We start from the raw sequence: 20,979 nt of genomic DNA on the forward strand, positions 1-20,979 counted from the left end.
CTCCTTACAATACTTCAGGAGCAAGAGAAATTATCTTCATATGATTTTTACCCCGAAGCTCGCGAGGAACTGGTCCAAAAATACGTGTACCAATCGGTTCTTTCTTATTATCAACTAAAACAGCAGCATTCTTATCAAAACGAATTACACTACCATCCACGCGACGAATACCTTTGGCAGTACGAACCACTACAGCTTTCATCACATCTCCTTTTTTTACACGACCACGAGGAATAGCGTCCTTAACCGAAACAACAATAATGTCACCGACCAAAGCATATTTCCGCTTTGAACCACCTAACACTTTGATGCACATGACACGACGTGCACCAGAATTATCTGCAACATCGAGGTTTGTTTGCATCTGAATCATGAATGGCCACCTTTTCTTAAAAACCCACTCTCCGGATGAATCTTTAACACACCCGAACTTGCTTGCAAAATAATGATGAAGCTCTTGTTTGAAAATTCACTAATGGAAATAAACCAATTTAAATTTTAAAACAACTAGCCTAATTAACTACGCCGTACTTTCTTTAATAACAATCCAACATTTATCTTTCGAAATCGGCTTAGATTCCTGAATAAAAATCCGTTCTCCAATTTTGAACTGATTATTTTCATCATGTGCTTTATACTTTTTAGATTGCCGAACCGTTTTTTGAAGCAACGGATGAGAATAACGGCGCTCTACCCTGACAACTACAGTCTTATCACTCTTGTCGCTAACGACAACACCTTGCAAAATGCGTTTAGGCATCTCTTATTTCCTTAAATCTTGTTTTCGTCCATTTTTTGACGAAGAAACGTTTTAATACGTGCAATGTTACGACGAACTTGTTTAACACGTGCAGTCTTTTCTAACTGACCTGTTGCTTTCTGAAAACGCAGATTAAACTGCTCTTTCTTCAAGTTGGCCAATTCATTTTTCATTTGGTCGAGCGTTTGTGCCCGTAATTCTGCGGCTTTCATTGCTTAACCTCTTTATTCAGCAATACGCTGTACGAAACGAGTTTTAATAGGGAGCTTTGCCGCACCTAATCTAAGTGCTTCACGCGCCACATCTTCAGAAACCCCATCAAGTTCAAACATAACACGCCCAGGCGCAACACGTACTGCCCAATAATCAACACTTCCCTTACCTTTACCCATACGAACTTCAGTTGGCTTAGACGTAACAGGGACATCCGGAAAAATACGAATCCATACACGACCAGAACGCTTCATATAACGTGTAATTGCACGACGCACCGCTTCAATTTGACGGGCAGTAATACGCTCTGGCTCAACAGCTTTCAAACCGTAAGCACCGAAATTCAAACCCGTACCTCCCTTCGAAGAACCATGAATACGACCCTTAAATTGTTTACGGAACTTTGTGCGCTTTGGCTGCAACATTGCTCTCTACTCCAAATTTCTGACTCAACCACAAAAATTAAGCATTTTCGCGGCGACGATTCAATGAAGAACCTGACCGATCACCTTCCGTAGCACGACGCTCGGAAGCCATCGGATCATGTTCAAGAATTTCACCTTTAAAGACCCAAACTTTAACACCACAAACACCATAAGCAGTCTTAGCTTCTGCTGTACCGTAATCAACATCGGCCCGCAACGTATGAAGCGGAACACGACCTTCACGATACCACTCCATACGAGCAATTTCAGCTCCTCCAAGACGACCAGAACAATTAATACGAATCCCCTCAGCTCCAAGACGCATAGCTGACTGAACAGCACGCTTCATTGCACGTCGAAAAGCAACACGACGCTCAAGTTGCTGAGCAATCGATTGAGCAATAATTGTAGAATCAATCTCTGGCTTACGAATTTCAACAATATTCAGCGAAGTTTCAGCATCAGTCATTTCTGAAAGCTTACGACGCAACTTCTCAATATCAGCACCTTTTTTACCAATAATAAGACCAGGACGCGCTGAATGAATTGTTATACGACACTTTTTATGAGGACGTTCAATAACAACCTTAGAAATAGCCGCTTGTTTTAATTCTTCAGTTACATACAAACGAATTTTTAAATCTTCATGAAGAAGACGCCCATATTCACCATTATCAGCATACCAACGAGAATCCCAGGTCCGGTTAACTCCAAGGCGAAGTCCTATTGGATTGATCTTCTGTCCCATTACGCGACCTCTCCTTTTTCGACAACTTCACGAACAATAATAGTAAGATGGGAAAATGGACGTTTTACTCGACTAGCACGACCACGCCCTCGAACATGAAAACGCTTCATTACAATAGATTTACCAACATACGCTTCTGCAACAATCAAGGAATCAATATCAAGATCATGATTATTTTCTGCATTAGCAATCGCTGACTCAAGAGTACTTCTAACTGTCCCAGCAATACGCTTACGCGAAAATGTCAAATCAGCCAATGCCATATTAACTTTTTTACCACGAATCATTGCAGCAACCAAATTAAGCTTTTGTGGACTTACACGAATTGTTCGGGCGACAGCTTTCGCCTCAATATCTTTCAGTTGCCGTGGAGCCTTAGCTTTGCCCATTCCTACTTCCTTTTCGCTTTTTTATCTGCACCATGCCCATAATAGGTTCGGGTGGGAGCGAATTCACCAAATTTATGCCCGACCATCTCTTCAGAAACAGAAACAGGAATATGTTTATTGCCGTTGTAAACACCAAAAGTCAAGCCAACAAATTGTGGCAAAATAGTAGAACGGCGACTCCATATTTTAATAACCTCATTACGTCCACTTGCACGAACTTTCTCTGCTTTCTTAAGAAGATAGCCGTCAATAAACGGACCTTTCCAAACTGAACGAACCACCTTAGACTACCTTTCCTATTTCTTACGCTGATGACGCGAACGCATAATAAATTTATCAGTGACTCTATTGGAGCGTGTACGCTTACCTTTTGTAGGCTTACCCCAAGGAGACACCGGATGACGACCACCTGATGTACGACCCTCACCTCCACCATGCGGATGATCAACTGGATTCATAGCAACTCCACGAACATGCGGACGCTTGCCACGCCAACGTGACCGACCAGCTTTACCATCACTAATATTCCCATGATCAGGATTTGAAACAGCACCAACTGTTGCAAAACAATTACCTGAAATCAAACGTTGTTCGCCAGAATTAAGACGAAGAATAGCCATCCCTTCATCTCGCCCTACTAACTGCGCATAAGTCCCTGCTGAACGTGCAATTTGACCACCTTTTCCAGGTTTCATTTCGACATTATGAATAATAGTACCAACAGGCATATTACTAAGAGGCATTGCATTGCCTAGCTTAACGTCAACATTTGAACCCGCAACAACAGAATCACCAATATCAAGACGCTGTGGTGCAAGAATATAACTCAATTGCCCATCTTCATAACGAATCAATGCAATAAAAGCCGTACGATTTGGATCATATTCCAAACGTTCAACTTTTGCAAACATATCACGCTTGCTACGTTTAAAATCAACAAACCTATAACTACGTTTATGACCACCACCTTGAAAACGAGCAGTAATTCTACCATGATTATTGCGTCCACCCTTTGACGACAAACCATCTGTTAGTCTTTTTACAGGCTTACCTTTATAAAGATCAGAGCGATCTACAATAACGAGCTGACGCTGTCCAGGCGTAGTTGAATTAAAGTGCTTAAGTGCCATTATTCCATTCCTATCTCCGAACCTTTTATAAACCTGTCGAAAGATCTATTGATTGACCCTTAACAAGAGTCACAATCGCTTTTTTGACATCACTCTGCCGACCAACAACGCCTTTGAACCGCTTCATCTTACCTTTACGGATTATTGTATTCACTGCTTTAACCTTTACGCCAAAAAGCGCTTCGATAGCAGCTTTAATTTCAGACTTTGTAGCTTTCTGTGCAACATTAAAAATAACTTGATCATACTCAGAAAGCATAGTCGATTTCTCAGTAATAACTGGACTTAAAATTATATCATAATGGTGAAGGTTCGTCATTTGAAACGCTCCTCAAGGGCTTCAACAGCTTCTTTTGATAAAACAAGCTTGCCGCGACGCAAAATATCATAAACATTAATCCCCTGAACCGGCAAAACATCAATATTAGGAATATTAGATGCCGCACGAAAAAAATTCACATCAATTTCTTTTCCACCAATTAATAAAGCATTATTGAAACCAAGTTTAGAAAAACTCGCACTCAACACTTTTGTTTTTACATCTCGAATATTAAACTCATTAACCACAATCAAATTATCTTCTTTTAATTTGACTGATAGAGCTAAACGTAATCCAAGAGCACGAACCTTTTTAGGAAGACCATGCGCGTGACTCCGCATCACCGGACCATGTGCTTTACCACCACCTCGGAATTGCGGTGCTCGAGCAGAAGAATGCCGAGCACGCCCAGTTCCTTTTTGTTTGAACATTTTTGCCCCTGTCCGTGATACATCCGATCGACCTTGTGACTGATGTGTTCCTTTTAGACGACGTGCAAGCTGCCAACGAACAACACGTTGCAAAATATCCTCACGAGGAATAAGACCAAAAATATTTTCAGAAACCTTTACTTTACCGGCTTCTTTACCATCAAAGGTTTTTATCATAAGATCCATCACTCAGCTCCCTCAGCTTCAGAAACTTCCGCCATTAAGGGAATTGCTTCCGTTTTTTCTCTAACAAGCTGGCGAATACCAGCAGGCTTTGGCGCATTATCAGGAAGACGTTTCTTTATAGCATCTCGCACTAAAATCCAAGATCCTTTAGAACCAGAAACAGAACCACGCACTAAAATTAAACCACGATCAACATCTGTAGAAACAACTTCAACATTCTGAGTTGTTACACGCACCTGCCCCATGTGACCAGCCATTTTTTTGCCTTTAAATACCTTTCCCGGATCTTGACACTGACCTGTTGAACCATGAGCACGATGTGTAATTGAATTACCATGTGAAGCACGATGCCCACCAAAATTATGGCGCTTCATAACACCAGCAAAACCCTTACCAATACTTGTACCTGTTACATCAACTCTTTGACCTGGCACAAAATGTTCCACTGTAATTTCAGTACCAACATCAAGTAGATTATCAGGACTAACACGAAATTCCGCTATCTTAGCTTTTGGTTCAACTGCAGCTTTAGCAAAATGTCCACGAAGAGCTTGCGACGTATTTTTAACTTTAGCAAACCCCACACCTAATTGAACAGCAGTATAACCATTTTTTTCAACTGTACGCTGGGCAATAACCTGACATCTATTTAAACGAAGCACGGTCACTGGCACATGCTCACCAGCATCATTATAAATACGAGTCATACCTAATTTCTGTGCTATCACACCTGAACGCATTGGGTTTGTTCCTTCTGTCTTCAAACCTCAGAGCTTGATTTCAACATCCACACCAGCAGAAAGATCAAGCTTCATGAGCGCATCTACCGTTTGTGGTGTCGGATCAACAATATCAAGAAGACGTTTATGTGTACGCATTTCAAACTGTTCACGCCTCTTCTTGTCAATGTGTGGCCCACGATTAACCGTAAACTTCTCAATCCGTGTTGGAAGTGGAATAGGACCACGGACATTAGCACCAGTACGCTTAGCAGTTGATACAATCTCACGCGTTGATGCATCAAGAATCCAATGATCAAATGCCTTTAGGCGAATACGGATATTCTGGCCATTCATGCTCTTTATTTCCCTATCATACGAAATGTCTTCAACAATCAAAGACATTTCTCAACGATTATTTCATTTATTCAATGATTTTAGATACGATACCAGCACCAACGGTACGGCCACCTTCTCGGATTGCGAAACGGAGCTTCTCTTCCATTGCAATAGGCGCAATCAAAGAAACATCCATAGCAACATTATCACCTGGCATAACCATTTCCGTTCCCTCTGGCAACGTAACTATACCGGTAACATCTGTTGTACGAAAATAAAACTGAGGACGATAATTCGTGAAAAACGGTGTATGACGACCCCCTTCATCTTTCGTTAAAATATAGGCTTCAGCTTTAAACTTAGTATGCGGCGTAACAGAACCAGGCTTCGCCAAAACCTGACCACGCTCAATCCCTTCTCGATCAACACCACGAAGCAAAGCTCCAATATTATCACCAGCCTGACCTTGATCCAAAAGTTTACGAAACATTTCAACCCCAGTAACTGTTGTCTTAGATGTAGGACGGATACCGATAATCTCTATTTCTTCACCAACTTTAATAACACCACGCTCAACACGACCCGTAACAACCGTACCACGACCAGATATAGAAAATACATCCTCAATAGGCATCAAAAACGGTTGATCAACTGGACGCTCAGGCGTCGGTATATATTTATCAATTTCACTCATCAAAAGACGAACAGAATCTTCCCCTATACTCTTATTAGAATCCTCAAGCGCTGCTAAAGCTGACCCCTTAACTATAGGAATATCGTCTCCAGGAAAATCATATTTCGATAAAAGCTCTCGAACCTCAAGCTCAACAAGCTCTAAAAGCTCTGCATCATCAACCTGATCAACTTTATTCAGAAAAACAACAATCGCTGGAACACCAACCTGACGCGCCAACAAAATATGCTCTCGCGTCTGAGGCATAGGACCATCCGCCGCAGAAACAACCAATATGGCTCCGTCCATTTGCGCAGCACCTGTAATCATGTTCTTAACATAATCAGCATGACCAGGACAATCAACATGCGCATAGTGACGGCTCTCCGTTTCATACTCAACATGCGCAGTAGATATCGTTATACCACGAGCACGCTCCTCAGGTGCCGCATCAATTTGATCATATGCTTTAAATTCACCAAAATACTTCGTAATCGCTGCCGTCAATGAAGTCTTTCCATGATCAACGTGACCAATCGTACCTATATTAACATGTGGCTTCGTACGTTCAAATTTGCTCTTTGCCATTTGAGCTCTCCATTTTTTTGTTCAAATTATGAACTAAGTTTAAAATTAATATACGATTATAAATTACGTATATTGATTACGCGTATTTTTTCTGAATCTCCTGTGCTACAGCTGAAGGAACTGGCTCATAATGATCAAATTGCATCGTATATTGAGCTCTTCCCTGACTCATTGATCGAAGTGTATTTACATAACCAAACATATTTGCCAAAGGAACCATTGCATTCACAACCGTCGCAATACCACGAGTTTCAGTACCTGAAATCTGACCTCGACGAGAATTCAAATCACCAATCACATCACCAACATAATCTTCCGGTGTTACAACTTCTACTTTCATAATTGGCTCAAGAAGCTGAGCACCAGCTTTTTGCGCACCTTCCCGAAACGCTGCACGCGCAGCAATCTCAAAGGCTAAAACAGAAGAATCAACATCATGATAGCCACCATCAATCAAAGTAGCTTTTACACCAAGCATAGGAAATCCGGCAAAAGGACCTGACCCCATAACACTTTCAATACCTTTTTGAACACCTGGAATATACTCTTTAGGGACAGCACCACCAACAATTTTTGATTCAAAAATGAAATCATCACCATCATGAGGTTCAAAAATAATTTTTACACGAGCAAATTGCCCAGAACCACCAGATTGCTTCTTATGAGTATAATCAATTTCAGCAACTTTCGTTATCGATTCACGATAAGCTACTTGAGGCTGTCCAACATTAGCTTCAACCTTAAATTCACGCCGCATACGATCAACAATAATATCAAGATGAAGCTCACCCATTCCAGCAATAATCGTCTGACCAGATTCCTCATCCGATTTAACACGAAACGAAGGATCTTCAGCAGCCAAACGATTAAGAGCAAGACCCATTTTTTCTTGATCTGCCTTTGTTTTCGGCTCAATAGCAATTTCAATAACAGGCTCAGGAAATTCCATTCGCTCTAAAATAACAGGCTTCAAAGGATCACAAAGAGTATCACCCGTTGTTGTCTCCTTAAGACCAGCAAGAGCAACAATATCACCCGCAAACGCCTCTTCAATATCCTCACGAGAATTAGAATGCATCTGAAGCATACGTCCCAAACGCTCTCTCTTTCCCTTCACAGTATTTTCAAGAGAAATACCTTTTTGAACCTTACCAGAATAAATACGACAAAAAGTCAATGATCCTACAAACGGGTCATTCATAATCTTAAAAGCAAGCATAGAAAGCGGAGCCTCATCCGAAGATTCACGGGTCGTTTCAGTCTCAGTCTTAACATCAATACCATTAATAGCTGGAACATCAACTGGAGAAGGAAGATAAGAAACAACAGCATCTAAAAGTGGTTGAACGCCTTTATTTTTAAAGGCTGTACCACAAAGAACCGGATGAAACTGAACTTTTATTGTACCTTTACGAACAAGAGCAACAAGCTGCTCATTGGTTGGCATAACCCCCTCCAAATAAGCTTCCGTTGCGGCTTCATCAACTTCAACAGCCATCTCAATCAATTTTTCCCGGTATTCTTCTGCCTTTTCCTTTAATTCATTAGGTATATCACTTACCGTAGCTGAAACCCCAATAGAACCATCCCATGTCAACGCCTTCATCTCGATAAGATCAACAACACCTTCAAAATCATTTTCAGCACCAATTGGCAACTGTAGAACAAGCGCCCTAGCACCCAACCGAGAAGAAACCATTTCTACACTACGATAGAAATCAGCCCCAATCTTATCCATCTTATTAACAAATATCATACGGGGTACATGATACTTCTCAGCCTGTCGCCAAACAGTTTCCGTTTGAGGCTCCACGCCTGCATTCGCATCCAACAACGCTATAGCACCATCAAGCACACGCAAAGAACGCTCAACTTCAATTGTAAAATCAACGTGACCAGGGGTATCAATGATATTAAAGCGCCGCTTTCGACCATCGCGCCCTTCCCAAAAAGTAGTCGTTGCAGCAGATGTAATTGTAATACCACGCTCCTGCTCCTGCTCCATCCAATCCATCGTAGAAGCACCATCATGCGTTTCGCCAATCTTGTGATTCTTACCAGTGTAGAATAAAATACGCTCAGTCATCGTGGTTTTACCGGCATCAATATGCGCCATAATACCAAAATTACGATAGTCCTCAATTTTATATTCGCGAGCCATTCTTTTTGCCTTAGATTTTTTCTAAATACACCTTACCAGCGATAATGAGAAAACGCACGATTAGCCTCGGCCATACGATGAACATCTTCGCGCTTTTTTACTGCAGAACCACGATTATTAGCAGCATCAACCAACTCACCAGAAAGGCGATTAATCATTGTTGTTTCATTTCGCCCACGTGCTGCTGCAATCAACCAACGAATAGCTAGAGCCTGGCGACGATCAGGACGGACATCAATTGGAACCTGATAAGTTGCCCCCCCAACACGACGCGAACGAACTTCAATATGTGGAGCCACATTTTCCAACGCTTGATGAAACAAAGCAACAGGATTTGTCTTAGCCTTACTCTCAATAGAATCAAGCGCACCATAAACAATACGCTCAGCTACTGACTTTTTACCATCAAACATAATGGCATTCATAAATTTCGCAATAACCAAATCACCGTATTTAGGATCTGGATTAATTTCACGTTTTTCTGCTCTGTGGCGACGGGACATTGGCTTTGTCTCTCAATTTATTTTGGACGCTTTGCGCCATACTTAGAACGACGCTGTTTACGATTTTTGACACCCTGAGTATCAAGCAAACCACGAACAATGTGATATCGAACTCCGGGCAGATCCTTTACACGACCACCACGAATCATCACAACAGAGTGCTCTTGAAGATTATGCCCCTCACCCGGAATATAACCAATCACCTCAAACCCATTCGTCAAACGAACTTTAGCAACTTTACGAAGAGCAGAATTGGGCTTCTTCGGTGTCGTTGTATATACACGCGTACAAACACCACGTTTTTGGGGATTCTCTTGAAGAGCAGGAACCTTATTGCGTTTAACTGGCACTACTCGTGGCTTTCTAATCAACTGATTTACGGTAGGCATACAACCTTCCTCTTTAAACAATCTGCATTCGTCGTACCCACTTGGGCTTCTATTATCACAAATCTACTCCGATAAAACTCAGAATAAATACATAGTTCATAATACAAAATCGGGCACGACTGTATAAACAGTTTACCCGACTACCAGCATAGGAGGCATTTGCCTCTTGCATTAGCACTAGCATTTGCTTTTAGATCTTACAAATTTTCCTTAAGATGAACCTAAAATCATCCTAATCCTTAATCACTTTCATACCGATCATGATAGTTTCTAATAGCGGGAACACATACGTTCGTCAAGTACCAAACATCAGAAAAATTTGTAAAAGTAAAAATTCAATAAGCAAAAAAGCTAATACACAAAATAATAAGCTCACACAACAAAATGTGCTATAATATATTGGGGGTAATTGCATAATACTTAACAGAACGACTTGCTAATCACACACCTGATACTTAAAATTAAACAGTATGAAAATAGCAACATGGAATATAGCCGGTATAAAAGCGCGACATGAAACGTTATGTAAATGGCTAAAACAGTATCAACCTGATATAGTTTGCTTGCAAGAGATTAAAAGTGTTGATGAGAATTTCCCGCGTGATACAATTGAAAGTTTAGGCTACCATATAGAAACACATGGACAAAAAAGCTTTAATGGTGTTGCAATTCTCTCTAAAAAAGTACCCGATGAAATTATTCGTCGATTACCAGGTGATAATAATGATAAGCAAGCACGTTATATTGAAACTGTTTATTCAACAAATAAAGGGAGTATTCGTGTTGCTTCTCTCTATCTTCCAAATGGCAATCCTATTAATAACGAAAAATACCTTTATAAAATGGAATGGATGAAGAGATTGTATACACATGCAAAAGCATTACTTGCATATGAAGAACCTCTAATCCTCGCGGGTGACTATAATGTCATTCCGACCCTATTAGATGCAAAAAACCCCCAAGAATGGAGCAATGATGCTTTATTTCTTCCTCAAACAAGGCAAATATTTCAATGTATTTCTCATTTAGGTTTCTATGACGCTATACGGAGTGTTACAGACACCCCATCGTTTAGTTTTTGGGATTTTCAAGCTGGTGCATGGAAAAAAAATAATGGTATACGTATTGACCATTTATTATTATCGCCAGAAGCTACAGATCAATTGATTTGTGCGTACTGTCAAACAGAAGTAAGAGGATATCAAAAACCATCAGACCACATTCCCATTTGGATCGAACTCAACTGTAATTAATGAAATATAATTTTTGTTTTATAGGATATATAAAAAATCCCACTTAAAATAATAAATATGCTACATCACATATCGAAATATATCCTGAATATAGCAAAAAAATAAAGAATTATAAAAAATGGAGGAAATTAATGAGAAAATCACTTTTAATATTTATTGCAGCAATTTCTATGGGGTTAACGGGTATTACTTATGCTACAAACGATACACTTGAGAAAATAAAAAAAACAAAAGAAATCACTTTAGGTGTTCGCGAATCATCAGGTCTAGCTTACGCACTTGGTAATGGTAAATATACAGGATTCCACACAGAAATGGCGGAACGTATTATTGATGATATTTCAAAAAAAATTGGTACACCAATCAAAATTAATTATCTTCCCATTACATCACAAAATCGAATCCCTTTACTAAAAAATGGTACTTATGATTTTGAATGTGGATCTACAACAAATGATTCTGCTCGCAATAAAGAAGCTGCATTTGCATATACCACTTATGTTGAATCGGTTAAAATCGTTGTAAAGAAAAATTCTGGCATTAAATCTATTGACGATTTAAATGGCAAAACAGTCGCAACAACCACTGGAACGACAGCTGTACAGCTCATCCGTAAAAATAAACGTAAAAAAAACATTCATTTTAAAGTCGTGAATGGTAAAGACCATGGAGATAGTTTCCTATTACTAGAATCTGGTCGAGCTGATGCATTTGTCATGGATACATCGATTCTCTCTGCAAATATCGCTAAATCAAAAAGTCCATCCGATTATGTAATTCTTGATACTACACTTTCTGTTGAACCCATCGCTTGTATGCTCCGTCTAAATGATAAAAACTTCGAACAGATCATTAACGAAAGTATCGTACGCCAAATCAGTGATGCATCACTCAAAAAACTTTATAATAAATGGTTCATGGAACCAATTCCCCCTACAAATACTATCATCAATCTTCCTCTATCTAAAGAAACTCAATATGCTTGGGAACACCCAAATAATAAACCACGGGAAGATTATATAGAAAACAAGCTATAAAATCATTATAAATTGAGTATAGTCATATTCTAAATTTTTCAATACACTTAGCATATATCAATATGGCTGATTTATTTTATTTGCTTAGCAGCTGATTAACTTGAGGAAAATCATTAATGGACTTCTCGTTCCTTTGCACAGATGATCTTAATCATACACTGGTAGCTGGATGTTTCGGAACTCCTGGCATAAGTCATACCTATTTGGATACACTCATCGATGGTTTTAAAAATACAGCCATATTATCTATCTATTCATTGATATTGGCTGTATTTGTTGGTGTTATTATAGGAACGATACGTACCCTACCCAAGACGTCTATTACCAATAGCTTCCTGCGTGCTATTGGTGCTTTCTGGGTAGAAACTATGCGTAATATTCCTTTGCTTGTACAAGTATTTTTATGGTACTTTGTCGTGCCTAAAATTTATCCACCCGCAATGAATTTTCCATCCATTTTATTAATAACCTGTGCTTTAGGTTTTTTTACATCTGCACGTATCGCAGAGCAAATTCGCTCTGGTATTGAATCTATTCCTTCTGGACAGCGTTATGCTGCTATGGCAATGGGATTTAATACTTATCAAAGTTATCGTTACATCATACTACCGCGTGCTATTCGTACAATCATGCCTCCACTCACTTCAGAAGCAATGGGAATTGTGAAAAATTCATCTATAGCATTCGCTGTTTCTATTAATGAGCTAATGCAATTTCAATATCAAACGATTGAAGAAGTAAGTCATGTTTATGAAAATTATCTTCTTGTTACAATCCTTTATATTGTCATATCCCTATTTATATTTGTCATCATGACAATAATTGAGAAAATAATTAAAATTCCCTGTTTTCAAACAAAGGGGCATTAAATATGATAATAGAATTTATAAACTCCTATTCTCCTTTTAATTTTTCAGAATTTGATTTTTCGTTTTTTACTTTTGATATATTCTGTTCTTATATTTTATCAGGTTTGCTTTTTAGCGTTTTTCTAACGATTGTTACAACGGTATTTGGTCTCATCTTCGGCATATTATTAGCAATGATGCGTCTTTCTTCTGTTAAACTGATTTCTACACTTGCTATAATTTACATTACTGCCATGCGATCAATACCGCTTGTAATGGTTATTTTATGGTTTTTTGTGCTTCTGCCTTTCATAACAGGTACATCAATCGGTGCTAATAAATCAGCATTAATTACTTTTACTGCATTTGAAGCTGCTTATTTTGCCGAAATTATGCGCGCTGGTATACTTTCAATCTCGCAAGGACAAAAACAGGCAGGTCAAGCTCTTGGAATGACTTATTGGCAAAATATGCGCATTGTGATTCTTCCCCAAGCTTTTAGAAATATGCTACCGGTCTTTTTAACACAAATTATTATCCTGTTTCAGGATACAACACTTGTTTATGCAATCAGTGGCAATAGCCTTTTAAATGGCTTTGATATTGTTTCCAACAATTTCGGTGTAAAGCAAGAAGCTTATATTTTAGCTGCAATTTTCTATTTTGTTATCTGCTTTACATTATCGCAGATAGTTTTACTTCTGCACAAGAAAATATCCATTATTCGCTAACAAGGGGGAAATGATGTCTACTCATATGATCGAAATGAAAAATGTTTCTAATTGGTATGGCGAAGTTAACATTCTTAAAAACTGTACAACCAATATCAATAAAGGAGAAGTGGTTGTAGTTTGTGGACCTTCAGGATCAGGTAAATCAACCCTCATAAAAACTATTAACGCTCTAGTACCATTTCAAAAAGGTGAAATTTGGATTGATGGTATACCAGTTCATTCAAAACAAACCAATTTATCCAAATTGCGTAGCCATGTAGGAATGGTATTTCAACATTTCGAGCTTTTTCCACATTTATCCGTCATGGAAAATTTAACTATTGCACAAATTAAAGTTTTAAAACGTAGTAAAAAAGAAGCGCTTGAGCATGGCTTATTATATCTTGAACGCGTTGGACTCATAGAACACAAAGATAAATATCCTGGTCAGCTTTCCGGAGGACAACAGCAGCGTGTTGCTATTGCACGTTCTTTAACTATGGATCCACTTGTTATGCTCTTTGATGAACCAACTTCTGCTTTAGATCCAGAAATGGTGGGTGAAGTGTTAGACGTCATGATAGGCTTAGCAGAAGAAGGTATGACAATGATTTGTGTTACTCATGAAATGAGCTTCGCTCAAAAAGTATCAAAGCGTGTAATCTTTATGGATAAAGGAATGATTCTCGAAGACTGTTCGTCTGAAGAATTTTTCTCTGATCCACAAGCTAGAACGCCAAGAGCCCAAGAATTTTTATCAAAAATACTTAACCATTAATCATTACATTGTAATGCAGATTATACATAAACTAAATTTTTTAACTAGGCTGTTTTAAGAATTGTTATTTTTGAATAAAATTAACAATTCATGATGCTATTATATATTATATTTATCTAAAAGTAACACAAATTAATTCCTAAATCGACAAATCCAATATCGACCTTACGCATTAACTATTTAATAAACTAAACAATATCACTCTATATACAAGTTTTCTCCTTAAATATTATCTTTCCAAGAATGATGTAAGCAGAAAGATTGATTTTTTCAATTAAAAATTGAAACTATCACACCTCTGGTACAAGGTTTTTTTCTTCAATAATGTCGAGATATTTACTAATTTATGAGGTCTCACTTAATCATAAATTAAGTGACAGACGTAAATCATGACGTATCAAAAAGTTATCTCAAAATATTTTTTAACCTTCATAAAAAATAGACATAAAATTTGAATTAAGTTAGCCGCTCTAAAGCAATAGACACTTTCTTTTTTGCGTCATATAACTCTGTAATTCTTTTATGTTCAATCTCAATAACTTCTTGTTTTGCATTTGCTATAAACTTCGGATTATTTAATTTAATTGATATTTTCTCAATATCTTGCTCAATTTTACTTATATCCTTTTTCAAACGAATGCGTTCAGCATCTAAATTAATCAACTGCCCCAGTGGTAAACAAAAAATTGCCTCTCCCAAAATTATCTGGGCTGATATATCAGGAACCTGATCAGAAAAACCGATCTCTCCGATACGTGCTAATCTTTTAAGAATAGCCTCATAACGGTGTACACGCTCTTGAATTACCTGCCCCGCTTCTAAGATTACAAGAGGTGCCAATGCACCTGCTGGAACATTCATTTCAGCTCGCACAGAACGAATACTACTAACTACATCAATAATCCAACTAATATCATTTGCAGCTTCTTCATCTTTAAATGTCACCTGTGGCCATTGCATCAATGCTAACATATTCTGACGCTTCATGTCTTGCGTTGCTGTAAGAGACCATAACTCCTCTGTTACATGAGGCATAAAAGGATGGAGAAGTTTATAAACTTCATCAAGGACCCAAGCTATACATGCTTGTGCTTCTTTTTTAGAATCTTCATCCGAACCTTGAAACACAGGTTTAAGAAGTTCAAGATACCAATCGCATAATGCATTCCAAATGAACCGATATAGTGCGTGAGCAGCATCATTAAATCTATAGTTTTCAATACCATTGGTAACTGCTGAAACAGTGTTGGATAATTCAGTTAAAATCCAACGGTTAAGTGCAAGTTTCGTTTTTTCTGGTTTAAAAGACAAATCATGCCTAACACCATTCATTTCTGCAAATCGAGTGGCATTCCACAATTTCGTAATAAAATTACGATAGCCTGCAACACGGGAAGGATCAAGTTTTACATCACGACCTTGCGCCGCCATAATAGCTAATGTAAAACGTAATGCATCTGCACTATATTGATCAATGAGTTCCAACGGATCAACAATATTTCCCTTCGATTTTGACATCTTCGCACCATTCTGATCCCGCACAAGAGCATGTACATAAACAATTGGGAAAGGTACTTCTCTCATAAAGTGTATACCCATCATCATCATACGAGCGATCCAGAAAAATATAATATCAAATCCCGTGACCGATAGAGATGTTGGATAAAAAGCCGTTAACTCAATCGTTTTATCAGGCCAACCCAGCGTTGAAAAAGGCCAAAGAGCAGATGAAAACCAAGTATCTAAAACATCCTGATCACGTGTTAACTGAACTGTTTTACCATAATAAGATAAAGCCGAATCTAAAGCCTCTTTTTCACTTTTTTCAACAAAAATCATACCATCAGGGCCATACCAAGCAGGTATCTGATGTCCCCACCATAATTGCCGAGAAATACACCAAGGCTGAATATTCTGCATCCAATTGAAATAAGTTTTCTCCCAACTAGATGGAATAAATTTCGTTTTTCCTTGGCGAACAGCTTCTATCGCTGGCTTTGCTAATTCTGCAGCATTGACGTACCACTGATCTGTTAAAAGGGGCTCAATGGGCACTCCACTTCGATCACCATGAGGAACAGCATGAAGGTAATCATTAACAGTTACACAATATCCTCTCTCTTCCATCCAAGAAACAATTCGATTTCGTGCAACAAAACGATCAACTTTATCTAAATGCTCTACTAACTTTTTCAATTCATCAGATAAAACTAAACCATCAAAAAACGCCTCATTATCAAGCAAAAAAATCTCAGCCTTTTGAGTGAAAATATTAACTAAGCGTAAATTGTGCCGCTGACCTACTTCAAAATCATTAAAATCATGTGCTGGTGTGATTTTTACAGCACCACTCCCCTCTTCAGGATTAGCATAAGAATCACCAACAATTAACAACTTTCGACCAACGAGTGGTAAAATAGCATTTTTCCCTATGAGATCTCTATAACGATCATCTTCAGGATTAACCGCAATACCGGTATCCCCAAGCATTGTTTCAGGACGTGTTGTTGCAACTGTTATAAAAGTTGTAGAATCATTTGGATCAAAAACCTTCCCTTCAAGGGGATACCTAAAATGCCATAAATAACCTTTGATTTCTTTCAATTCAACTTCAAGATCCGAAATAGCCGTCAATAACTTTGGATCCCAATTGACTAAACGCTTATCCTTATATATTAACCCCTGCTTGTAAAGTGTAACAAAAACTTCAAGAACAGCCTGAGATAGACCCTCATCCATTGTGAACCGCTCACGCGACCAGTCACACGAAACACCAAGACGTTTGAGCTGATCAGTGATAATTCCACCGGCTTCGTAACGCCATTTCCAAACGCGTTCAACAAACTTTTCCCTTCCCATTTCTTGACGCGCTGGTTCTTGATGTTCTGCAAGTTGGCGTTCAACAACCATTTGTGTTGCAATTCCCGCATGATCCATACCTGGTTGCCATAGCACATTCTTGCCTCGCATCCGTTGAAAACGCACCATAATATCCTGAATTGTCGCATTCAATGCATGCCCCATATGAAGCAAACCTGTAACATTCGGTGGTGGAAGCATAATGCAAAAAGATTCCGCATTTAACTTCACATCTATCTTTGCTTTAAAAGCTCCACACTTTTCCCATTCTTTGGCAATTCTTGGCTCTACAGAGGCAGCATCATAGTTTTTTTCTAGCATCTTATTCCACTTAATTCATAACATCGCTGAAAAACAACTTATGGTCAAAATACCTAACCACATTACACACAAAATATTATTCATCTAAAATAGCTTTGTAAAACTATACACGAACTATGATAATCAATTAAATCGAGACTGCTAAAAATAATGAGTTTAAAAGCTCTTAGGTAAATTTTTAACGGTTTTGATAATCTCTTCACGTAGGATTTTTTCAAGTAAAATAGGCAACTGACACTGCAACCATTCTGCTATAGCTGGACGCAACACATCTCTTGCAACCTTTTCAGCAGAGGAAATAACATAAGGAGATAACTCTATACAATCAGAAGATGTATTTTTTTTCTGTGACATAAACGCCTCATCATATTGTTTTACTTTATGAATGGAATTATGCTCTTCAGAGAAAGGCTTCACCCTTCCCGTATCAATATTATCTTCTAATTTTGTATCAGTTGTTAAAGAAGAAACTCTATCTTCAGCAGAAAAACCAATACGATCAGCTAAAGCCTTCATCGCATCATCGACAGACAAAGCCCCATCATAAACACTTTCTAATGGTATTTTTGAACCCTTTGTAGAAGCATTTGCTGCAACGGATTCACTTGAAATATCATCAGACCGAACTGAATTCTCCTCAATTATTTCACGGATAGATGTCAAAATCTCATCCATACTTGGCTCATGTAACGCATTTGAACTCTGTACCATACTTAAAAACCTCTCAAAAACGCAAAAACAAACTAAATTACTATAGAGAACTATAGCAAAAGGGTGATGAAATTAACACATCTCTTCGTCTTAAATATGATACTACACACAACTTTTTTCAAACATGATATAAAATGTTATTGAGTCAAAACATATTTCCAAATATCAATAATTAATTTACTATCTACTTGTTTATGAAAGCTAAAATCATCCTAGTGTGTTAGTGTGTAAAAATTACCAATCTATCATTGATCTTCAGCGAATATATTTAATCGTTTTTAAACCCAAATAATTTGCAGTCAATTTACCAATAGAATACTGAACATTATAGCTTGCAATCACAACATCACATTCTGCAGCTATTAAAGCAATTTGAGCGTTAATTAATTGAGTTTGAGAGTTTAAAACATCCAATGTAGTTGCCTGCCCCACACGATTTTCTTGAATACGACCCTTAAAAGCAATGTCAGCAGCACGAACGCTCTCGCGATAAGCTGAAACAGATGCACGTGCACCTTCTAGCTGAAACCAAGCAGAAGTAAGCGCCTGTTTCACATTACTTTGGGCCAGATCAAATTGAAAATGAGCTTGCTTATATTGTTCCTTTGCCTGACGAATCTGTGCAGACATACGTCCCCCTTCAAAAATTGGAAAACTCACTGAAAGCCCTACTGATTGAGAAACTCCATCCTCCCCAAGCCCTCTATAAATCCGATTATAAGATGTTGTTGCAGACAAATCAACTTTAGGAAGCAACGCTCCTTCTTTAGCTTTGACATTATAAAAACTAGAATCAATCAAATATCTTGCGTAAAGAATCGCTGGATGCGTAACAATACTAATTTGATAACCAACATCAAGATTCACTGGTAATTCTTTTGCCACCAGTGGAGGCTCTAATTTTTCAGGATCAAAACCAATTACTTGCCTATAAATTGCTTCCGCTGATTTTACATTAGCATGAGCAATACTGAGCTCAGAAACGGCAACAGAACGAGCTGCTTGTGCTTGAGCAAAATCAACACGCCCTCCTTCTCCTACCTCAAGTTTTGCCTTATCTGAACGCACTTGTTCTTCAAGGGCAATCAAATTTTTTCGACGAAGATCAGCAATACGACGTGCTTTGTATACATTAGTATATGCTACTACAACATCGAGAAACATACTTTGTTCAGCATTACGAAAATATTCACGCTGCGCTTGCATTTTTAATTCAGCTGAAAAGAATGTATTTTGTGTGATAAAACCATCAAATAATCTTTGATTTAACCTTATTCCTATAAATCCAGAGTTACTATAAGAAGTTGTAACAGCTTTGTTTCGACTATAGCTTCCAATCCCTTCAATTTGTGGTAAAAAGCCTGAACCCGCAATAATTACATCATCATTTGATATGCGCACAGCCGCGCGCTCAGTATTCAACTTAGCATTATACAGATAAGCTTTAGCAAAAGCATCCATCAATGTATCAGCATAAGCTAATTTAGAGACAGAAATGCAAAAAGTCAGAAATAAACATATTTGAAGTTTCTTGTTTATTTTAAACACAATATAAATCCTAAACTAATTATACTACTCTTTTCATATCATCTATTTACAAAAAATCAGCATTAAAAAACAAAACTAGGCACTTTTAAAAATCCAGGTAAGGGTTTCACAGAAAGATTAAAACCATGACAGGCTGAAATAGTGTTTTCTTTTTTATATAGATTCGCGCAACACCAGCATTACCATATCCTTCTACTACAACAAGACGCCCGCCTTCTTCCATTTGATCAAAAATACCATCAGGAATGAAATCAACAGCACCTTCAATAAAGATTACATCATAAAGTCCTTTAACAGTATATCCCTTCTCTAAGGCCCCATGAACAACCATCACATTATCACACTGATTACGTTCCAAAATCTCGGCAGCCTGTTCTGCAAGTACCTCATTGCTTTCTAAGGCAATAACTGATTTCACAAGTTTTGAAAACAATGCAGCACAATAACCAATATTTGCACCAATATCCAAAACAACATCTGATGACTTTACAGCTGCCAATTGCAACAATTTTGCTAAAGATGCAGGTCTCATTAAATGACGTGCAGATAAATCATCCTGAGCTGGAAACACAACAATATCAGAGTCACAATAACTTAAATCTCTAATATTTTCTGGAACAAAATCTTCACGCGGCACTGTTAAAAATGCTTTTAGAACTAACAAATCAGTTACATCTACTGTACGAATTTGATTGTCAACCATTTTGTGGCGAAGTTCTACAAAATCTACGATCATCACTAGTCTTCTCTCCTATACTCAATAAAAGCCCCAAAAAAGCAACAACAATTAAGATACAAACGTCTTCTACTACTATTAACTACTATCGGTGTGACAAAAAAGCATGATACAGTCAATAATTTAAGATCCCAACTGAGCCAATTTTAATATACACGACGTTCTACTAGATACAAAAACAGCTCATTTCAGATTTTGAGAA

General features: G+C 38.1%; 24 protein-coding genes and 1 pseudogene. 5 read left to right on the forward strand and 20 right to left on the reverse strand.

Translation table 11 applies throughout. The features are described from left to right. Positions 1-4: 4 nt before the first annotated feature. The 16 genes from rplN to rpsL all read right to left on the reverse strand — a co-directional run bounded on the left by rplN (position 5) and on the right by rpsL (position 9,973). Positions 5-373: a 50S ribosomal protein L14 gene (gene rplN, locus BJB63x_RS03770; RefSeq protein WP_078719070.1), complete on the reverse strand. Its 369-nt coding sequence runs from the start codon at positions 371-373 to the stop codon at positions 5-7. Positions 374-520: 147 nt separating this feature from the next. Then, complete coding sequence (rpsQ, locus tag BJB63x_RS03775) at positions 521-760, reverse strand: 30S ribosomal protein S17 (RefSeq protein WP_078719071.1); 240 nt, start codon at positions 758-760, stop codon at positions 521-523. Positions 761-771: 11 nt separating this feature from the next. Next, positions 772-972 carry a 50S ribosomal protein L29 gene (gene rpmC / locus BJB63x_RS03780; protein ID WP_078719072.1) on the reverse strand — a complete coding sequence of 67 codons (201 nt, stop codon included), beginning with the start codon at positions 970-972 and terminating at the stop codon, positions 772-774. A gap of 12 nt (positions 973-984) precedes the next feature. Next, positions 985-1,398, reverse strand: coding sequence for a 50S ribosomal protein L16 (gene rplP, locus BJB63x_RS03785; protein ID WP_078719073.1), 414 nt, complete (start codon positions 1,396-1,398; stop codon positions 985-987). A 37-nt stretch (positions 1,399-1,435) separates the two neighbouring features. Further along, a complete protein-coding gene (rpsC, locus tag BJB63x_RS03790) occupies positions 1,436-2,146 on the reverse strand; it encodes a 30S ribosomal protein S3 (protein ID WP_078719074.1) in 711 nt (236 codons plus the stop codon). Further along, positions 2,146-2,535, reverse strand: a complete 390-nt coding sequence (gene rplV, locus BJB63x_RS03795; RefSeq protein ID WP_078719075.1) for a 50S ribosomal protein L22 — start codon at positions 2,533-2,535, stop codon at positions 2,146-2,148. Before rplV ends, rpsC begins: the two co-directional genes overlap by 1 nt. Before the next feature lie 2 nt (positions 2,536-2,537). Next, a complete protein-coding gene (rpsS, locus tag BJB63x_RS03800; RefSeq protein WP_013545248.1) occupies positions 2,538-2,816 on the reverse strand; it encodes a 30S ribosomal protein S19 in 279 nt (92 codons plus the stop codon). Positions 2,817-2,831: 15 nt separating this feature from the next. Next, positions 2,832-3,665, reverse strand: a complete 834-nt coding sequence (gene rplB / locus BJB63x_RS03805) for a 50S ribosomal protein L2 (protein ID WP_078719076.1) — start codon at positions 3,663-3,665, stop codon at positions 2,832-2,834. A gap of 25 nt (positions 3,666-3,690) precedes the next feature. Further along, positions 3,691-3,984, reverse strand: a complete 294-nt coding sequence (locus BJB63x_RS03810; RefSeq protein WP_078719077.1) for a 50S ribosomal protein L23 — start codon at positions 3,982-3,984, stop codon at positions 3,691-3,693. Then, positions 3,981-4,601 (reverse strand): 50S ribosomal protein L4, encoded by a 621-nt coding sequence (gene rplD, locus BJB63x_RS03815; protein ID WP_078719078.1) that lies wholly within the window; start codon positions 4,599-4,601, stop codon positions 3,981-3,983. Before rplD ends, BJB63x_RS03810 begins: the two co-directional genes overlap by 4 nt. After that, complete coding sequence (gene rplC, locus BJB63x_RS03820) at positions 4,601-5,341, reverse strand: 50S ribosomal protein L3 (protein ID WP_078719079.1); 741 nt, start codon at positions 5,339-5,341, stop codon at positions 4,601-4,603. The genes rplD and rplC overlap by 1 nt, the downstream gene beginning before the upstream one ends. Before the next feature lie 27 nt (positions 5,342-5,368). After that, the gene (gene rpsJ, locus BJB63x_RS03825; protein ID WP_078719080.1) at positions 5,369-5,677 is read right to left on the reverse strand and encodes a 30S ribosomal protein S10; all 309 of its coding nucleotides are present in this window, start codon (positions 5,675-5,677) and stop codon (positions 5,369-5,371) included. A 67-nt stretch (positions 5,678-5,744) separates the two neighbouring features. Next, complete coding sequence (gene tuf, locus BJB63x_RS03830) at positions 5,745-6,920, reverse strand: elongation factor Tu (RefSeq protein ID WP_078719047.1); 1,176 nt, start codon at positions 6,918-6,920, stop codon at positions 5,745-5,747. Positions 6,921-6,996: 76 nt separating this feature from the next. Further along, a complete protein-coding gene (gene fusA / locus BJB63x_RS03835) occupies positions 6,997-9,081 on the reverse strand; it encodes an elongation factor G (protein ID WP_078719081.1) in 2,085 nt (694 codons plus the stop codon). A 32-nt stretch (positions 9,082-9,113) separates the two neighbouring features. Then, on the reverse strand, positions 9,114-9,584 hold the full coding sequence (rpsG, locus tag BJB63x_RS03840; RefSeq protein ID WP_078719082.1) for a 30S ribosomal protein S7: 471 nt from the start codon (positions 9,582-9,584) through the stop codon (positions 9,114-9,116). 17 nt (positions 9,585-9,601) lie between these two features. Continuing rightward, complete coding sequence (rpsL, locus tag BJB63x_RS03845) at positions 9,602-9,973, reverse strand: 30S ribosomal protein S12 (RefSeq protein ID WP_013545256.1); 372 nt, start codon at positions 9,971-9,973, stop codon at positions 9,602-9,604. A gap of 470 nt (positions 9,974-10,443) precedes the next feature. Between rpsL and xth the strand changes: the two genes are divergently transcribed. The 5 genes from xth (at position 10,444) to BJB63x_RS03870 (ending at position 14,602) form a co-directional block, all read left to right on the forward strand. Further along, positions 10,444-11,226 (forward strand): exodeoxyribonuclease III, encoded by a 783-nt coding sequence (gene xth / locus BJB63x_RS03850; protein WP_078719083.1) that lies wholly within the window; start codon positions 10,444-10,446, stop codon positions 11,224-11,226. Positions 11,227-11,357: 131 nt separating this feature from the next. After that, the gene (locus BJB63x_RS03855) at positions 11,358-12,263 is read left to right on the forward strand and encodes a transporter substrate-binding domain-containing protein (protein WP_078719084.1); all 906 of its coding nucleotides are present in this window, start codon (positions 11,358-11,360) and stop codon (positions 12,261-12,263) included. Between the two features lie 116 nt (positions 12,264-12,379). Then, a complete protein-coding gene (locus BJB63x_RS03860) occupies positions 12,380-13,132 on the forward strand; it encodes an amino acid ABC transporter permease (protein ID WP_078719085.1) in 753 nt (250 codons plus the stop codon). Between the two features lie 5 nt (positions 13,133-13,137). Continuing rightward, a complete protein-coding gene (locus tag BJB63x_RS03865; RefSeq protein ID WP_078719539.1) occupies positions 13,138-13,842 on the forward strand; it encodes an amino acid ABC transporter permease in 705 nt (234 codons plus the stop codon). A gap of 13 nt (positions 13,843-13,855) precedes the next feature. Continuing rightward, the gene (locus tag BJB63x_RS03870; protein WP_078719086.1) at positions 13,856-14,602 is read left to right on the forward strand and encodes an amino acid ABC transporter ATP-binding protein; all 747 of its coding nucleotides are present in this window, start codon (positions 13,856-13,858) and stop codon (positions 14,600-14,602) included. 456 nt (positions 14,603-15,058) lie between these two features. Here the strand turns inward: BJB63x_RS03870 and BJB63x_RS03875 are convergent, their stop codons facing one another. The 4 genes and pseudogenes from BJB63x_RS03875 to BJB63x_RS03890 all read right to left on the reverse strand — a co-directional run bounded on the left by BJB63x_RS03875 (position 15,059) and on the right by BJB63x_RS03890 (position 20,777). Then, the gene (locus BJB63x_RS03875) at positions 15,059-17,782 is read right to left on the reverse strand and encodes a valine--tRNA ligase (protein ID WP_078719087.1); all 2,724 of its coding nucleotides are present in this window, start codon (positions 17,780-17,782) and stop codon (positions 15,059-15,061) included. 156 nt (positions 17,783-17,938) lie between these two features. After that, positions 17,939-18,493, reverse strand: coding sequence for a DUF2497 domain-containing protein (locus BJB63x_RS03880; protein WP_078719088.1), 555 nt, complete (start codon positions 18,491-18,493; stop codon positions 17,939-17,941). Between the two features lie 255 nt (positions 18,494-18,748). Then, on the reverse strand, positions 18,749-20,050 hold the full coding sequence (locus tag BJB63x_RS03885; RefSeq protein WP_153300753.1) for a TolC family outer membrane protein: 1,302 nt from the start codon (positions 20,048-20,050) through the stop codon (positions 18,749-18,751). Positions 20,051-20,103: 53 nt separating this feature from the next. After that, a pseudogene (locus BJB63x_RS03890) lies at positions 20,104-20,777 on the reverse strand (protein-L-isoaspartate O-methyltransferase family protein). Between the last annotated feature and the right edge of the window lie 202 nt (positions 20,778-20,979).

Origin of the sequence: Bartonella sp. JB63 (genome assembly GCF_002022665.1) — a bacterium.
GTDB lineage: Bacteria > Pseudomonadota > Alphaproteobacteria > Rhizobiales > Rhizobiaceae > Bartonella.

What these genes read in the sequence shown, in the direction of transcription:
- rplC (WP_078719079.1), bottom strand. Translation starts at nt 5,341, where the DNA reads ATGCGTTCAGGTGTGATAGCACAGAAATTAGGTATGACTCGTATTTAT.
- rpsL (WP_013545256.1), bottom strand. Translation starts at nt 9,973, where the DNA reads ATGCCTACCGTAAATCAGTTGATTAGAAAGCCACGAGTAGTGCCAGTT.
- rplB (WP_078719076.1), bottom strand. Translation starts at nt 3,665, where the DNA reads ATGGCACTTAAGCACTTTAATTCAACTACGCCTGGACAGCGTCAGCTC.
- rplV (WP_078719075.1), bottom strand. Translation starts at nt 2,535, where the DNA reads ATGGGCAAAGCTAAGGCTCCACGGCAACTGAAAGATATTGAGGCGAAA.
- rpsC (WP_078719074.1), bottom strand. Translation starts at nt 2,146, where the DNA reads ATGGGACAGAAGATCAATCCAATAGGACTTCGCCTTGGAGTTAACCGG.
- rpsG (WP_078719082.1), bottom strand. Translation starts at nt 9,584, where the DNA reads ATGTCCCGTCGCCACAGAGCAGAAAAACGTGAAATTAATCCAGATCCT.
- tuf (WP_078719047.1), bottom strand. Translation starts at nt 6,920, where the DNA reads ATGGCAAAGAGCAAATTTGAACGTACGAAGCCACATGTTAATATAGGT.
- BJB63x_RS03875 (WP_078719087.1), bottom strand. Translation starts at nt 17,782, where the DNA reads ATGCTAGAAAAAAACTATGATGCTGCCTCTGTAGAGCCAAGAATTGCC.
- BJB63x_RS03855 (WP_078719084.1), top strand. Translation starts at nt 11,358, where the DNA reads ATGAGAAAATCACTTTTAATATTTATTGCAGCAATTTCTATGGGGTTA.
- xth (WP_078719083.1), top strand. Translation starts at nt 10,444, where the DNA reads ATGAAAATAGCAACATGGAATATAGCCGGTATAAAAGCGCGACATGAA.
- rpsQ (WP_078719071.1), bottom strand. Translation starts at nt 760, where the DNA reads ATGCCTAAACGCATTTTGCAAGGTGTTGTCGTTAGCGACAAGAGTGAT.
- rplD (WP_078719078.1), bottom strand. Translation starts at nt 4,601, where the DNA reads ATGGATCTTATGATAAAAACCTTTGATGGTAAAGAAGCCGGTAAAGTA.
- BJB63x_RS03810 (WP_078719077.1), bottom strand. Translation starts at nt 3,984, where the DNA reads ATGACGAACCTTCACCATTATGATATAATTTTAAGTCCAGTTATTACT.
- fusA (WP_078719081.1), bottom strand. Translation starts at nt 9,081, where the DNA reads ATGGCTCGCGAATATAAAATTGAGGACTATCGTAATTTTGGTATTATG.
- BJB63x_RS03880 (WP_078719088.1), bottom strand. Translation starts at nt 18,493, where the DNA reads ATGGTACAGAGTTCAAATGCGTTACATGAGCCAAGTATGGATGAGATT.
- rplN (WP_078719070.1), bottom strand. Translation starts at nt 373, where the DNA reads ATGATTCAGATGCAAACAAACCTCGATGTTGCAGATAATTCTGGTGCA.
- BJB63x_RS03860 (WP_078719085.1), top strand. Translation starts at nt 12,380, where the DNA reads ATGGACTTCTCGTTCCTTTGCACAGATGATCTTAATCATACACTGGTA.
- rpsJ (WP_078719080.1), bottom strand. Translation starts at nt 5,677, where the DNA reads ATGAATGGCCAGAATATCCGTATTCGCCTAAAGGCATTTGATCATTGG.
- rplP (WP_078719073.1), bottom strand. Translation starts at nt 1,398, where the DNA reads ATGTTGCAGCCAAAGCGCACAAAGTTCCGTAAACAATTTAAGGGTCGT.
- rpmC (WP_078719072.1), bottom strand. Translation starts at nt 972, where the DNA reads ATGAAAGCCGCAGAATTACGGGCACAAACGCTCGACCAAATGAAAAAT.
- BJB63x_RS03870 (WP_078719086.1), top strand. Translation starts at nt 13,856, where the DNA reads ATGTCTACTCATATGATCGAAATGAAAAATGTTTCTAATTGGTATGGC.